General features: G+C 34.7%; 15 protein-coding genes. 7 read left to right on the top strand and 8 right to left on the bottom strand.

The features are described from left to right. Positions 1 to 138 precede the first annotated feature (138 nt). The 5 genes from rsxD (at position 139) to M983_RS16220 (ending at position 5,270) form a co-directional block, all read left to right on the top strand. Positions 139 to 1,215, top strand: a complete 1,077-nt coding sequence (gene rsxD / locus M983_RS16240; RefSeq protein WP_066753457.1) for an electron transport complex subunit RsxD — start codon at positions 139 to 141, stop codon at positions 1,213 to 1,215. A gap of 12 nt (positions 1,216 to 1,227) precedes the next feature. Next, complete coding sequence (gene rsxG, locus M983_RS16235; RefSeq protein ID WP_066753455.1) at positions 1,228 to 1,854, top strand: electron transport complex subunit RsxG; 627 nt, start codon at positions 1,228 to 1,230, stop codon at positions 1,852 to 1,854. Between the two features lies 1 nt (position 1,855). After that, on the top strand, positions 1,856 to 2,560 hold the full coding sequence (locus tag M983_RS16230) for an electron transport complex subunit E (protein ID WP_066753452.1): 705 nt from the start codon (positions 1,856 to 1,858) through the stop codon (positions 2,558 to 2,560). Positions 2,561 to 2,572: 12 nt separating this feature from the next. Next, complete coding sequence (nth, locus tag M983_RS16225) at positions 2,573 to 3,211, top strand: endonuclease III (protein WP_066753450.1); 639 nt, start codon at positions 2,573 to 2,575, stop codon at positions 3,209 to 3,211. A gap of 115 nt (positions 3,212 to 3,326) precedes the next feature. Further along, positions 3,327 to 5,270, top strand: coding sequence for an exoribonuclease II (locus M983_RS16220; RefSeq protein WP_066753447.1), 1,944 nt, complete (start codon positions 3,327 to 3,329; stop codon positions 5,268 to 5,270). Between the two features lie 130 nt (positions 5,271 to 5,400). Here M983_RS16220 and yciH read toward each other — a convergent pair whose 3' ends face one another. The 5 genes from yciH to pgpB all read right to left on the bottom strand — a co-directional run bounded on the left by yciH (position 5,401) and on the right by pgpB (position 8,880). Further along, positions 5,401 to 5,778 carry a stress response translation initiation inhibitor YciH gene (gene yciH, locus M983_RS16215; RefSeq protein WP_066753444.1) on the bottom strand — a complete coding sequence of 126 codons (378 nt, stop codon included), beginning with the start codon at positions 5,776 to 5,778 and terminating at the stop codon, positions 5,401 to 5,403. Further along, on the bottom strand, positions 5,717 to 6,460 hold the full coding sequence (gene pyrF / locus M983_RS16210; RefSeq protein ID WP_066753441.1) for an orotidine-5'-phosphate decarboxylase: 744 nt from the start codon (positions 6,458 to 6,460) through the stop codon (positions 5,717 to 5,719). Before pyrF ends, yciH begins: the two co-directional genes overlap by 62 nt. 43 nt (positions 6,461 to 6,503) lie before the next feature. Then, complete coding sequence (gene lapB / locus M983_RS16205) at positions 6,504 to 7,673, bottom strand: lipopolysaccharide assembly protein LapB (RefSeq protein WP_066753434.1); 1,170 nt, start codon at positions 7,671 to 7,673, stop codon at positions 6,504 to 6,506. A gap of 12 nt (positions 7,674 to 7,685) precedes the next feature. Next, on the bottom strand, positions 7,686 to 8,003 hold the full coding sequence (locus tag M983_RS16200; RefSeq protein ID WP_066753431.1) for a LapA family protein: 318 nt from the start codon (positions 8,001 to 8,003) through the stop codon (positions 7,686 to 7,688). A gap of 157 nt (positions 8,004 to 8,160) precedes the next feature. Next, positions 8,161 to 8,880, bottom strand: a complete 720-nt coding sequence (gene pgpB, locus M983_RS16195; RefSeq protein WP_066753428.1) for a phosphatidylglycerophosphatase B — start codon at positions 8,878 to 8,880, stop codon at positions 8,161 to 8,163. 265 nt (positions 8,881 to 9,145) lie between these two features. On the opposite strand from pgpB, the gene ribA reads away from it, so the two are divergent. Together ribA and M983_RS16185 are read left to right on the top strand one after the other, a co-directional pair. Further along, on the top strand, positions 9,146 to 9,745 hold the full coding sequence (gene ribA / locus M983_RS16190; protein WP_066753425.1) for a GTP cyclohydrolase II: 600 nt from the start codon (positions 9,146 to 9,148) through the stop codon (positions 9,743 to 9,745). 231 nt (positions 9,746 to 9,976) lie between these two features. Beyond that, on the top strand, positions 9,977 to 10,789 hold the full coding sequence (locus M983_RS16185; protein ID WP_066753422.1) for a MetQ/NlpA family lipoprotein: 813 nt from the start codon (positions 9,977 to 9,979) through the stop codon (positions 10,787 to 10,789). 70 nt (positions 10,790 to 10,859) lie between these two features. Here the strand turns inward: M983_RS16185 and M983_RS16180 are convergent, their stop codons facing one another. The 3 genes from M983_RS16180 to M983_RS17610 all read right to left on the bottom strand — a co-directional run. Then, positions 10,860 to 12,176 (bottom strand): LbetaH domain-containing protein, encoded by a 1,317-nt coding sequence (locus tag M983_RS16180; protein ID WP_066753419.1) that lies wholly within the window; start codon positions 12,174 to 12,176, stop codon positions 10,860 to 10,862. 84 nt (positions 12,177 to 12,260) lie between these two features. Continuing rightward, positions 12,261 to 13,718 (bottom strand): hypothetical protein, encoded by a 1,458-nt coding sequence (locus M983_RS16175; RefSeq protein ID WP_066753415.1) that lies wholly within the window; start codon positions 13,716 to 13,718, stop codon positions 12,261 to 12,263. Positions 13,719 to 13,794: 76 nt separating this feature from the next. Continuing rightward, the coding region (locus M983_RS17610) for a hypothetical protein (protein ID WP_066753412.1) at positions 13,795 to 14,934 on the bottom strand (1,140 nt) is incomplete at its 5' end.

Genomic DNA, 14,934 nt, shown 5'->3' with positions numbered 1-14,934 from the left:
GAAGCTGAAGTTGATCCTCGTAAAGCAGCTGTAGCCGCTGCTATTGCTAGAGTCAAAGCCAAAAAACAAGCTCAGCAACAAATGACTGCTGATACTGATAATAAAGAAAAAGAAGAAGTAACTTCGGATTAATCACACATGAAATTTAGACCAATTCAAAATAACGGCAGTAAGCTAAAAATTGCTAGCTCACCGTTTACACATAATCAGCAATCTACTAGCCAAGTCATGCTATGGGTAACGCTCGCTGCTATTCCTGGAATTTTTAGCCAAATCTATTTTTTTGGCCTAGGTACGCTTTATCAAATCATACTTGCTATTATTGTTGCTCTAGTCGCTGAAACAGTTTGTGTAAAACTCAAAAAAGAAGATCCTCTACTTTATCTTAAAGATAACTCAGCCCTTCTTACTGGTGTATTGCTAGCTATTAGTATTCCTCCTTTAGCGCCGTGGTGGATAATTGTATTAGGCACTTTCTTTGCTGTTGTAATTGCAAAACATATCTATGGCGGATTAGGTCAAAATCCATTTAATCCTGCTATGGTCGGTTATGTTGTTTTGCTTATCTCCTTTCCTGTGCAAATGACATCATGGATGCCACCAGCAGAGTTACAAGCGGTATCTTATAGCTTTACTGATAGCTTAAATTTATTTTTTACAGGGCATACACCGACGGGATTAACATTAGAAGATTTACGACGTTCTGTGGATGGCATTACTCAAGCAACCCCTCTTGATAGTTTTAAAACAGGATTATTAACTCATTCTATTGATGAAGTTCTAGCAACCCCCATCTTACAAGGTGAATTTGCTGGTATTGGTTGGCAATGGGTTAATCTAGCGTATTTAGTAGGAGGTCTAGTTCTTCTCTATAAACGTATTATTAGTTGGCATATTCCTATTGCCCTATTAGTCATGTTAACGCTTTGTTCTGTTATCAGTTGGGGTATTGATCCTACACACTATACCCAGCCTCTTTTACAGCTGTTTTCTGGTGCAACTATGTTAGGTGCCTTTTTTATTGCAACGGACCCTGTAAGTGCCTCTACCACACCTAAAGGTCGCTTGATTTACGGTGCGCTGATTGGCTTATTAGTTTGGATTATTCGTGTTTATGGGGGTTATCCTGATGCTGTTGCCTTCTCTGTATTATTAGCGAATATCGCCGTTCCTTTGATTGATAGCTATACACGCCCTCGTGTTTATGGTCATTAATGGAGAATAATGATGATTGAGATTTTAAAACGCCATGGCCTTACCTTAGCTATCTTTGCGGCCTGTACCACAGGTCTAACCGCAGTGGTCTATAACTTAACGGCAAATACCATTGCTCAACAAGCCGCGTTAGAGAAACAAAAATTGCTAGATCAGGTTATTCCACAATCACTTTACAATAACAATCTTTCTAATGACTGCTATATTTTAACGGACAAAGCATTAGGTAATGAAAAGCCACATAAACTTTATGTTGCACGTTTTGATGGTAAACCTGTGGCGGCCGCTTTAGAATCAACTGCGCCTGATGGCTATTCAGGTGCGATAGAATTATTAATCGGTGCTGATTTTCAAGGTAAAGTATTAGGTGTACGCGTCACTGCACACAAAGAAACACCCGGTTTAGGTGACAAAATTGAAACGCGGATCTCAGATTGGATTTACTCACTGAGTGATAAATTTATTACGAGTGAAAATGACGCACACTGGGCTGTAAAAAAAGATGGCGGTGATTTTGATCAATTTACAGGAGCGACAATCACACCTCGTGCTGTTGTCAATGCCTCTAAACGTACTGCCTGGTTAATGCAATCTTTACCCGAAAAAATAGATACACTTGCAGTTTGTGAGGCAAATTAATATGAATTCCATTAAAGAATTATTTGCTCAAGGGTTATGGAAAAATAACTCAGCCCTTGTTCAATTATTGGGTTTATGCCCTTTACTTGCGGTTTCATCAACGGCAACAAACGCATTGGGGTTAGGCCTTGCAACTACCTTAGTTCTTGTGTGTACAAATATTGCCGTATCCAGTTTACGGCGTTTTGTTCCATCTGAAATTCGTATTCCAATTTATGTTATGATAATCGCCTCTGTCGTTAGTGCAGTACAGTTACTTATCAATGCTTATGCATATGGGTTATATCAATCACTAGGGATCTTCATTCCATTGATTGTAACTAACTGTATTGTTATTGGTCGAGCTGAGGCTTTTGCTGCAAAAAATGAAGTTTTTCCATCAGCGATTGATGGTTTTGCCATGGGGCTGGGTGCAACAGCGGCGCTATTTGTATTAGGTGCAATGCGTGAAATTTTAGGTAATGGTACATTATTTGACGGTGCTGATTTACTCTTAGGTGAATGGGCTCGAATATTACGTGTTGAAATAATACATTTAGACTCACCTTTCTTACTGGCTATTTTACCACCAGGTGCCTTTATTGGATTAGGCTTTATGTTAGCTGCAAAATACTTAATTGATGAGAGACAGAAAAAACGCGCGACATCTACAGCTAAAACGTATGAAAAAGAACAAGGTTGTGGTAGTCATATCGTCAAAAATTAATTTGTGAGCATAATGAATCAAGCAAAACGTATCGAAATTCTAACTCGATTGCGTGATAATAATCCGCATCCGACGACAGAGTTAAAATTTAACTCCCCATTTGAATTGTTAATTTCCGTATTACTTTCAGCACAAGCGACAGACGTTAGTGTGAATAAAGCAACGGCGATACTTTACCCCATTGCTAACACACCTAAAGCCATGCTCGATTTAGGTGTTGACGGAATAAAAAAATACATTAAAACAATTGGCTTATTTAATACAAAAGCAGAAAACGTATTTAAAACATGCCAAATATTGATTGATAAACACAATAGCGAAGTACCTGAAGATAGAGAAGCCTTAGAAGCGTTACCCGGCGTAGGTCGCAAAACGGCAAATGTGGTACTTAATACTGCGTTTGGTTGGCCTACCATTGCTGTTGATACACATATTTTTAGAGTATGTAACCGCACCGGCTTTGCACCCGGTAAAAATGTCAATGAAGTTGAACATAAACTGCTAAAAGTAGTTCCAGCTGAGTTTAAGGTTGACTGTCATCATTGGCTTATTCTTCATGGGCGATACACCTGTATTGCGAGAAAACCACGTTGTGGTTCTTGTATTATTGAAGATTTGTGTGAATTCAAAGAGAAGACAGATCCTGCATAAGTTTTTACGATTTCTGTGTTTTTCTGATGCATACTACTTGCGTCATTGTAAACAATCGAATAAAACTATTGCTCACTTTAATTAATTATTAATACTGCCGACTTTCCGGAAAAATATGTTTCAAGACAATCCGCTGCTTGCACAGCTAAAACAGCAACTCCATGCCCAGACACCGCGCGTGGAAGGCCTTGTAAAGGGAACAGATAAAGGCTTTGGCTTCCTTGAAGTTGATGGTCAGAAAAGCTATTTTATTCCCCCTCCTCAGATGAAAAAAGTGATGCATGGCGACCGTGTTATTGCTTCTGTTCATACTAACAATAATAAAGAAACTGTAGAGCCTGAAGAGCTGGTAGAACCTTTTTTAACGCGTTTTGTCGGTCGAGTTCAGAGAAAAGAAGGCGATAATCGTCTGTGGATTATCCCAGATCATCCATTATTGAAAGATACAATTCCTTGTCGCCCTGCTCAAAATGTTACGCATAATTTTGTTGATCAAGATTGGGCTGTGGCTGAAATGCGTCGTCATCCTTTAAAAGGCGATCGTAGCTTTCAAGCAGAATTAACTCACTATATTACAGATAAAGATGACCATTTTGCGCCTTGGTGGGTAACCTTAATGCGTCATCAACTAGAACGTAATGCACCTGAAGTTGACACTGAAACACTCGTCTTACACGATAGTCTTCCTCGCGAAGATTTGACTGCCTTTTCTTTTGTCACAATTGATAGTGCCACAACAGAAGATATGGATGATGCGCTCTATATTCGCAAAGAAGAAAATGGCCAACTAACGCTGTTTATTGCTATTGCTGATCCTACTGCGTATATTCAATCTGGTAGCGAGCTTGATAAAATTGCATCTTCGCGTGCACTAACAAACTATTTACCTGGTTTTAATATCCCTATGTTACCTCGTGAGCTCTCTGATGATTTGTGCTCACTACGTCCTAATGAAAAACGTCCTGCGTTAGTCTGCCAAGTGGGTATTAATGAAGATGGAGCATTAGCTGATAGCATTCACTTTTACTCTGCTTGGGTTGAATCAAAAGCAAAACTTGTTTACGACAATATTTCAGATTGGTTAGAAGGTGAAGCAACAAGTTGGCAACCTGAAAATGACATTGTTCATGAACAAGTCATGCTATTAAAAGAAATGTGTGAGAAGCGTCATATTTGGCGAGAAACTCACGCACTTGTCTTTAAAGAACGCCCTGATTATCGTTTTATTTTAGGTGAAAATGGTAGCGTACTTGATATTGTCGCTGAAAAACGTCGTATTGCTAATCGTATCGTTGAAGAAGCGATGATCACAGCCAATATCTGCGCTGCGACCGTATTAGAGAAAAACCTTGGTTTTGGTGTTTATAATGTACATACAGGTTTTGATCCGCTTTATGTAGATCAAGTTGTACAAACGCTCAAAGATAATGGTATTGAAACCGTTTCAGAGCAACTATTAACTCTTGAAGGTTTCTGTAAGTTACGTCGTGAACTGGATAATCAACCGAATCAGTTCCTTGATAGCCGTATTCGTCGTTTCCAAAACTTTGCTGAAATTAAAACTGAACCAGGCCCACATTTTGGTTTAGGCCTCCATGCCTATGCTACGTGGACATCTCCTATTCGTAAATACAGTGATATTTTAAATCACCGTTTATTAAAAGCGATTATCAGCAAGCAGCAACCTGAAAAACCACAAGAAGAAGATTGTATTCGTATTGCTGAACGACGTCGTGCAAATCGAATGGCTGAACGTGATGTGGGCGATTGGTTATATGCGCGCTTCTTAAAACCTTTTGCAGGCACTGAAACGCCATTTAACGCCGAAATTATTGATATTACTCGTGGCGGTATTCGTGTTCGTTTAATAGATAACGGTGCTGTTGCTTTTGTTCCTGCCCCATTCTTGCATGCAGTACGCGATGAAGTTCAATGCAGTCAAGAAACAGGAACTGTACTAATTAAAGGTGAAGTTGTCTTCAAACTTAATGATATCATTTCAGTTCGTATTGAGGATGTTAAATTAGAAACACGCAATATTGTTGCACGCCCTATCTAATTTATCTTAGTACTGTATACAATAAAGCGAATGTCTCACATTAAGTCATTCGCTTTTTTTACATATAAAAAATGCGCCAATGTTAAGACAACATTAACGCATAATGATAACTCGATGAAATGGTTATAAATCAGCCACCAGACAGTTTAACTTTCATTCCTTTAGCTTCTAGCAAAGACTTAATTAAATCCCGTTTATCACCTTGAATTTCTATTAAACCTTCTTTAACGCTACCACCACAACCACATTTTTTCTTTAATTCAGCGGCAAGCTTAGTTAATTCAGCGTCGTCTAAATCAACTCCTGAAATAACGCAAACCCCTTTGCCTTTGCGTCCACTAGTTTGACGCTGAATGCGTACAATACCATCACCTGTTGGTCTTACTGTCTTTTGTTCTTCTTCTTTAATTCGACCAACGTCAGTGGAGTAAACTAAACGAGAATTATTATCCACGTTGGACTCCTTTAATTGACTGATTAATTTGATTAAGAGTATTAAGAGGATCATCACTACGCGTAATTGGACGCCCTATGACCATATAATCAACACCTGCTTTAATCGCTTGCTCTGGTGTCATTACACGGCGTTGATCGCCAACATCGCTACCTGTAGGGCGAATACCGGGTGTTACTAATAAGAAATCATCGCCACAAACTTGTTTAAGGCGAGTCGCTTCATGTGCAGAACAAACAACACCATCTAGCTCACAAGATCTTGCTAATAAAGCGAGTCTTTCAGCATGTTCAGCGGGTGTAAATGTAATCCCTAACTCTGTTAAATCACGCTGATCCATACTGGTTAAAACAGTCACAGCGGTTAATAATGGAGCATCTTTTCCAAAAGAAATTAAACTCTCTTTTGCAGCTTGCATCATACGACCACCACCACTCGCGTGGACATTAACCATCCACACCCCTAAATCAGCCGCTGAGGCTACTGCTTTAGCAACGGTATTAGGAATATCATGGAATTTTAAATCTAAAAAAATCTCAAATCCTGCATTTTGCAACTGTGTCACAAACTGAGGTCCAAAACGCGTAAACATCTCTTTGCCGACTTTTAGGCGACAAGATATGGGATCAATTTTGTGTACAAAGTCTAATGCACTTTTCTGACAATCATAGTCTAGTGCCACAATAACGGGCGCACTGGTAAGTTCCGGCGATTTTTTATCACAATGAAATGACATCTTAGGGCCTTTATTCATAAAGAGACTACTAAACGTGACAATGTCACTGACCATCTAATCCGTGTATTGGTTTTACAGTATCCCAAGAGCGACAAGATGGACAATGCCAATATAATGCATGAGAGGTAAAACCACATTTATGGCAACGATAATCAGGCTTGGTGCGGATTTGTTCGCCGACCATATAGCGTAATAAAATAAGACTTTCTTTAGCGCGTCCTTCTTCTGCTTCTGCTAAGTGATAGCGCATTAAGCGATAGAAAAGACGCATAGTAGGATGACGTTCTAATTGACGATTAATATACAATTGTGCTGCTTCAATTCCTTCTTTTTGCTCGATGATATCAGCGAGATAAAGCTCAGCAATCGCACCACAATTACTATCAACACATTGGCGCAAGTAATCTTCCCAACGTGGATCATTATCTTTAGATTGAAAACATTCAAAAAGCATAGGTAAGGTTTCACTTACCATCTCTTTGTCTTGTTCAATCACTTTCATCAATATATCAATCGCTTTTTGTTTCTCATCTCTGGCGAGATAAATACGACCATACATAATAGAAACACGAGCACAAAGAGGATCTGTTTGTCCTGCTTTTTGTAAGAAATTAAGCGCACTATCAAGATTATCACTACTCATTTCTTGTAAAGCTAATTCACAATAGAAATGGGCAATTTGTTCTTTTAATTCATGTTGGCCTAATTTAACTAATTTTTCTGCGGTTTCAATGGCTTTTCCCCAATCACTAGTTAACTGGTAAATAGCAAGAAGGGATTGTAATGCGCTTTGACGAAAATCTTGTTCATCAATAAGCTGTAAAAACATATTTTCAGCGCGATCATATACACCCGCTGCAACATAATCACGGCCTAATTGCTGAACAGCTAATAAACGTTGTTCAAATGAAAGAGAAGCACTTTCCATTAAGGATTGGTGAATACGAATAGCACGTTCGACTTCCCCCCTTGAACGAAATAGATTACCTAAAGTGAGATGAGCTTCAAATGCTGAGCTGTCTTCTTTTAGCATTTCAAGAAAAAGATCGACAGCTTTATCTTGCTGATTAGAAAGTAAAAAGTTAACACCTGCAACATATTCGCGAGATAGGCGATCAGCATTCTGCTGTTTATCCTGTTGAGCGCCACGACGCCCCATATACCAGCCATATGCAGCTGCGACAGGTAATAACAGAAACAGCAATTCTAACATTAGATCTCGTCCTTATTTTGTCACACTAACAGTAGTTGGACGATTTTCTTGGCTTTCTTGGCTATTTTGAGTGCTTTCTAAGCGTTTAATTTTACGATTTGCTCTAGCAAGCGATAAACGCACGCGTAAATAGAAAGCGCCACTCACAACCCAACCTAGTATGAACCCAACACCAAATAAAATCGCTAATAAGGTTGAAATACGGTATTCACCTTGGGCAATAAGGTAATTAAATGTGACAACCTGATCGTTACTAGAGCCTAACGTCATCGCTATTATCACGATAGCAAGAACAAGAATCACTAAAATAAAAATAAGGACTTTCTTCACATTTTTTCCTTTTATTCTCGTTTCTTTAGAGGACAGATAAAGGTAGCATTTTCATCACTCACAAAGAAAGTTATTTATTAGAATTACCTGATTTATGTATATTTTTTCACATAAACGATAAAAAATAAATTCTGTCGCTTTAAATAAAGGTCTTTCTTTATGATTTTAGCAAAAATCGTCGCTTAATCACTAGAAAAGCACACCAAACAAGTATTGTACTGATAAGAATACCGACAATCACATCAGATGCCCAGTGCATTCCCATCACAAGTCGCCCAACAGTGACACTCATGCCCCATACTAAGCCAAGTAATGCCAGAATATAGTGTCGATAAAACATAAAAATAGTGAAAATAAATAGTGCAAGTGTTGCTGCAAATAAACTATGTCCTGAAGGAAAAGCATATCCTGTTTCAGCGCGCCAATGCTTTAGTTGCCATTTTGGTAATAAAGGTGAATGCGAAAAACCTTTGTCTAATAGCTGAGCTCGTTCATCTCTGGGTACTGAATAAAAATAGTCCGTGGTGATATCAAGCTGTTCACTCACCCAAACTACATAAGGACGAGGCTCTTTAACCGTATTTTTAACTGCTACTTTTAGTAATTGACCAATAATCATTGTTCCTACAATAATAATGGCTAACTGAATAAATAATTTCTTAGGTAATTTTAATCTAAAAAACAATAATAATAGTGTAATCGTTATTGTTAATATCCCCCAGGGTTTAGCTGCACTATTCGCTATCCATAACAGACTTTTTCCACCGATAGGATGCTCCACAGGATGCCATTGCCATCCTAATATCAGCATGATTACTGGCGTCATTAACAGTAAGGCGCTACCAGATAAAATTAACAAAGTTATTTTTTTATTCAATATATTATCCCTCAAGTATTTTAGGTAAGGCTGTCTGACTTTCCATTCAAAAATTCACTATAGATGATATTAGTTTAACAATAAATCATTATGCTATCTGCGCTTAATTCTGATAATTTACTAGGGTGTGTTTTATAAGTGTGTGTGAATTATCTATCCAAATTATTGGACAAGATCCATTTCAGTGTTTTATTGCTCTTCATTGTCATTATAAGATATATAATATCGAAGGAGAGTATCACCTGAAATTATGAGTCGAAAAATAATGAAATTAAGACGTATTGCCGAAGCCAAACTGCCTACACCTTTTGGTGAGTTTTTAATGGTAGGATTTGAAGAGATAGCAACAGGTAAAGATCATGTTGCTCTAATATATGGAGATATTACTGGACCAGAGCCCGTTTTATCTCGTATTCATTCTGAGTGTTTAACAGGTGATGCACTCTTTAGCTTACGCTGTGATTGTGGTTTTCAGCTTGAGGCTGCGCTTTCACAAATAAGCAAAGAAGGTCGTGGTGTTCTCATTTATCATCGTCAAGAAGGTCGGAATATTGGTTTACTGAATAAAATTCGTGCTTATGCACTCCAAGATAAAGGATTAGATACAGTAGAAGCTAACCTTAAGTTAGGTTTTAAAGCTGATGAACGTGATTTCACCCTTTGTGCTGATATGTATAATCTTTTAGGTATTCATGAAGTGCGTTTATTAACCAATAATCCGCAAAAAATTGAGACCATGAAAGCAGACGGTATCAATGTGGTAGAACGCGTGCCTCTTATTGTAGGTCGTAACCCAAATAATGCTCATTATCTAGATACTAAAGCAGATAAAATGGGTCATTTACTGTTTAATAAAACACAATAACCGCCGTTATTAACAGCAAATAACTAAGCGTTCAAATAATAATGGCCTTGCCTTTCTTTCTCATAAAATTTGATAAAATAATGATAAAGTAAGACTAGGCCTTTTATATTCTAAGCGAAACAAATTAACTTTAAATTATATCATGTGAATTTTTATCATATGCTATTTCATTGACTATCTATCTGATTTTCAGTTATTTATTATTAAATAATTATTTATCAGGACTAGGCTATGCAATCACATTTTAAGATTTTTGGTACGCTTATATTACTTACAACCTTATTAGCAGGTTGTGATAATAGTAAAAATAGTAATGATTACTCAATAAAAGTGGGTGTCATCAATGGCGCAGAGCAAGATGTTGCTGAAGTTGCCAAAAAAGTGGCAAAAGAAAAATACAATTTAGATGTTGAGCTTATTGGTTTCAGTGGCTCTTTACTACCCAATGATCCCACTGCAAATAATGAATTAGATGCAAACGTCTTCCAACATAGACCCTTTTTAGCTCAAGATAATCAATCTCGTGGATATAACCTTGTCGCAGTTGCGAATACCTTTGTTTTTCCAATGGCAGGTTATTCAACAAAAATAAAACACCCTTCTGAGTTAAAACCAGGAGACACTATCGCATTACCTAATGATCCGACTAATCTAGGACGTGCTTTATTACTCTTACAGAAAGAAAAACTAATCACATTAAAACCCGATAGCGGATTACTTCCAACCACTCTTGATATTATTAATAATCCATTAAATTTAAAAATTATGGAGTTAGAAGGTGCTCAATTACCACGAGTATTAAGTGATCCCAAAGTGACCGTTGCCATAATTAGTACAACTTACATCCAACAAATTAATTTATCACCAACAAAAGACAGTATTTTTATTGAAGATAAAAATTCACCGTATACTAATATTATTGTGACACGAAAAAACAATAAAGATGCAGCTAATGTACGTGATTTTATAAAAGCGTATCAATCACCAGAAGTTGCAACAGCGGCTGAAACTATTTTTAATGGTGGCGCTATTCAAGGCTGGTAATTACAACTCAATATAGCGGATTGGTCACTTAAAATAACTCGTGACCAATTTTTTATATATTATCCTTTATTTATTCTTTCACATGAAAAGATAATTTCTTATTACTTTCATCTGGTTGTACAACCATATCTGCTTTATTACCGTATTGATCATATAAGATAAAGTCCATTTTATTTCCCCATTCATGATAATAAAAATCTTCCCTTTCCCAAAAAGCATAATGCCAAAAGCATAATCCAGACATATCATGGTTTGTAGATGTAATAGAAAATGATTGATTACTTTTATAATTAAACGTCATTGTAAATAGGGCTTTTTTATCCTCCGTGATAAAAAGATCTGTAGATGAATAACAATGTTTACTACTTGCCATTTGTTTAAAATAAAAAATATTATTTGTTTGGTAAGACGCACTATTTGTGATAAATTTTTCATTATTTTTAAATCTTACATAGTATTTTTTTAAAACATCTCTTCCTTCTATATAAAAATCATCTTTAACAAGTTCCGTTTCAGTAACAGAAGTAACATCAATATCATTCTGAGAAAAAACACGTCGAGGATAAACATATAACGTTACAAAATTTTGAACAAATAAGCTTTCCGTATTTTCTATTGCCGTTGTATATTCTTTTCCATTGACAGTACATTGTACAAATAATCTAACATATTCAATTTTCTTATCAAGATTAAGGTCAAGAGAAGCATAAAAATAACATGATGATCCAATCATATTCATTGGACTTCTAAGTTTAGGATAAACAAATCCTCCTGCTTCTTGTGTAAAAGAAAATCCTTCAGCATCAGTAAAAGGCTTATTTTTAGAGTCAACAATACGAATATGATTAAAAATATCACTTGATCGTACTTTAATTCTTTTTTTATCTTTATCAAATGCTTCAAAATAAACTTTTATAGGCATTTGGTGATAACCATTACTACATATTATTCCTTTTTTATCATCGTTACCTACATAAATATCTAAGCGTTCTATATAATCAATTTCATCCCAAGTTCCTATATATTCAAAAACTGATTCATCATTAGATACAATAGTATTTCCCGTTATTTTGGCATAACCATAAATTTGCGCATTGTGTTCAATAATTGCGTGGTCATTTATAATCGTTTTACCATATACCTTTGCATTATCTCTAATAATTGCATCACCGTATACCTCAGCGTCTTCTGATACAACGGCATTGCCTGTTACTCTTGCATTACCATATACCATTGCATTATCACGAATAAAACAATTTCCCTCTTGACTTAAATTTTTTTCACTTTCTAACCAACCACCGGGAGTTTTTGTATATACCCTTTCTATTTTATGTAGAGTAACACCATTATGTACTTTTGTTTCATTAGTAATGTTATATTTACTCATAAATAAATTCCTTTTAAAATTAATGTTCCAAATTAATATAAATAACAATAAATACTTTTACTTTTTATAAAAATATAGTGTTTGTTAAAAGTTAAAAGTTAATTGTTCATCTTCAATTGTAACTGCATCTAATTTAGCTTGATTACCATATTGATCGTATAAAATAAATGAACAAGGTTTACTTTTTTCATTATAAAGCCATAAAGCACCATACCAAACACGAAGACACCAAAAACATATTCCAGTTTCTTCATGATTTTTAGATGTTACGGAAATAGACCAATCTGATGATATAATAAATTCTTTGGTATAATATGCATCATCATCTTGTTTAAAAAGATTATCTGTTGTTGTGCTAAATCCTTTATAATTACCTTTTTGCAGATAATGGAATAGGTCATCTTGTTCACAGTCAACATTTTTTATATGATGTCTTATCTTGGGGCTAAATTTAATATAATATTTATATAAAATACTATTATCATAACCTGCTACACTTTTTTCTATTTTTGGATTTTGTATAAGAGACTGATCTAAATCATCACTTTTAAATATATAGGGTTGTTTGGCATGTAATGAAACATATTTATATTTTTTTGGTTTTGTTATTTCACTAGAACTTTCCGTTGTATATTCCTTACCTTTTATATTATATTTTAAATAAATTTTAATCCGATTTTCAACATCTAAATCAATACTATTATTGAGATAAAAGTCACAAGATACATATATAATGCACACCGAACCGTATAAATTAGAAAGATAGTGTTCAGCTTCAGGAAAAACATAATTATCAGGTTGAGTAGAAAATATCAAATAATCTCCTATGAAGATTTTTTTCTCATCATCATCTAAAGTATTTTTTCCTGAAAAATAAAGTGAAATATTTTGTAATAATTGTTCACTATCTACTTTAATATGTTCCTTATTTTTATTTAAAGTATCAAGATGAACTATTATTGGAACTTGATGTTTTCCATTAGCATAAATTTTAAACTTATTTCTATTTGGCTCTATAAAAAGAGTCACATTAGCGACTGAATCAACATTACTCCATGAACTTTCAATACGGTTATTTATATAGTCATTATTAGTAATAATCATATTTCCATCTAAAAATGCATATCCATACACTTTTGCATTTTTTTCAACAACAGACTGACCACAAACCACTGCATTATCATATACTTTTGCAGAATCTTTTATTTTGGCATCACCATAAATTTGTGCATTATCTGTAATACGCGCTGAATCTGTTACTCTCGCATTACCATAAATTTGTACATTATCTAAAATGACAGCAGAATCTGTTACTGTCGCATTACCATAAATTTGTGCATTTCCTCTAATCTCGGCATCTCCACTAATAACTGCATCACCAAAGACCATTGCGTCATCGTAAATAAAACAATTTCCTTCACTACTTAAATTTTTTTGACTCTCTATCCAACCACCAAGAGTTTTTGTATAAAATCTTTCTATTCGATAAAGTGTAATACCATTATGTATCATCGTTTCATTAGTAATTTTATATTTGTTCATCATTAAATTCCTTTTAAATTTAATATAAATAATACTAGATATCTTTATTTTTTCTTAAAAATAAATAAATTTTCATTTATTGAAAATGGAAAGTTAATTTTTCATCTTCTATCACTTTTGCCATCATCTTAGCTTCATTTCCATATTGATCGAATAATGAAAAGTTTATTTCACCACCCCATTCATTATAATTTTGCAAATCACTATGCCAAATACGATAGCTCCAGAAACAAAGTCCGTCTTCTTCATGATGTTCTGAAATAACTGAAACAGACCAATGAGTAGTGAATATAAATTCTTTTGTAAAAAAACTAGAGGGTTCAAATTTAATATTATTATCTGTAGTAGTACAGCACCCTTTATAATTTCCTTTTTGAATATAGTAAAACCAATTATCTTCAGGGTATTTACCTTTTGCCATAAAAAATTCACTTGAATTTTTTAGTTTGATATAATATTTCGATAAAATACAATTATAACCACCAATATCTTTTTCAATGATAGGCTGTATATTATCATAATTTAAAACATCTTCTGATGTATATACTCGTGGTGGGATAACTTTTATTTTAATGTCATTGTAAAGATAGAAAACTTTCTTTTTAATTAGTATAGTAATATCTAATAAAATTTCATCTAGTTCTTTAAATGTTGAGATGTAAATAGTGCATTTTGAAATATGCTCATCAAAAAAATCAGAAACCTCAGGATAAACAAACCCTCCTGGTTTACCAGAGAGATAATAATCATTATATAGTTTTCCATTCCCTTTATCGACTATTTCTATATTTTCAAATATTTCATCTTCTTCTATTTTTATCTCTCTCTTTTTTTTATCCCAAGATTTAAAATAGATTTCTATAGGTATTTGATGCCGACCATTTGCATATAAAATATAATCATCTGTTTTACTTCCAATATTAGTATTTATTACCTCTAAAGAATCAATATTATTCCACGATTGTATATTTTCAAAGATATGTTTATTTTCTGAGATGATACTTTCACCATCAATATAAGCATGACCATAGACTTGTGCTTTACCATATACTTTTGCAGAATCAGTGATAATAGCATTGCCATAAACGATTGCATCCTCAGCGACAATTGCATTTCCTTGAATCTGTGCATAGCCAAAAACCATCGCATCATCATAAATAAAACAATCGCCCTCTTGACTTAAATTTTCTTTTTTTTCTATCCAACCACCTTGTTC

The sequence above is a fragment of the Proteus myxofaciens ATCC 19692 genome, assembly GCF_001654855.1.
Lineage (GTDB): Bacteria > Pseudomonadota > Gammaproteobacteria > Enterobacterales > Enterobacteriaceae > Proteus > Proteus myxofaciens.
Note: the sequence above shows the minus strand (reverse complement) of the source record. Positions and strands in the feature narration are given on the sequence as shown.

What these genes read in the sequence shown, in the direction of transcription:
- rsxD (WP_066753457.1), top strand. Translation starts at nt 139, where the DNA reads ATGAAATTTAGACCAATTCAAAATAACGGCAGTAAGCTAAAAATTGCT.
- rsxG (WP_066753455.1), top strand. Translation starts at nt 1,228, where the DNA reads ATGATTGAGATTTTAAAACGCCATGGCCTTACCTTAGCTATCTTTGCG.
- M983_RS16230 (WP_066753452.1), top strand. Translation starts at nt 1,856, where the DNA reads ATGAATTCCATTAAAGAATTATTTGCTCAAGGGTTATGGAAAAATAAC.
- nth (WP_066753450.1), top strand. Translation starts at nt 2,573, where the DNA reads ATGAATCAAGCAAAACGTATCGAAATTCTAACTCGATTGCGTGATAAT.
- M983_RS16220 (WP_066753447.1), top strand. Translation starts at nt 3,327, where the DNA reads ATGTTTCAAGACAATCCGCTGCTTGCACAGCTAAAACAGCAACTCCAT.
- yciH (WP_066753444.1), bottom strand. Translation starts at nt 5,778, where the DNA reads ATGATCCTCTTAATACTCTTAATCAAATTAATCAGTCAATTAAAGGAG.
- pyrF (WP_066753441.1), bottom strand. Translation starts at nt 6,460, where the DNA reads ATGTCATTTCATTGTGATAAAAAATCGCCGGAACTTACCAGTGCGCCC.
- lapB (WP_066753434.1), bottom strand. Translation starts at nt 7,673, where the DNA reads ATGTTAGAATTGCTGTTTCTGTTATTACCTGTCGCAGCTGCATATGGC.
- ribA (WP_066753425.1), top strand. Translation starts at nt 9,146, where the DNA reads ATGAAATTAAGACGTATTGCCGAAGCCAAACTGCCTACACCTTTTGGT.
- M983_RS16185 (WP_066753422.1), top strand. Translation starts at nt 9,977, where the DNA reads ATGCAATCACATTTTAAGATTTTTGGTACGCTTATATTACTTACAACC.
- M983_RS16180 (WP_066753419.1), bottom strand. Translation starts at nt 12,176, where the DNA reads ATGAGTAAATATAACATTACTAATGAAACAAAAGTACATAATGGTGTT.
- M983_RS16175 (WP_066753415.1), bottom strand. Translation starts at nt 13,718, where the DNA reads ATGAACAAATATAAAATTACTAATGAAACGATGATACATAATGGTATT.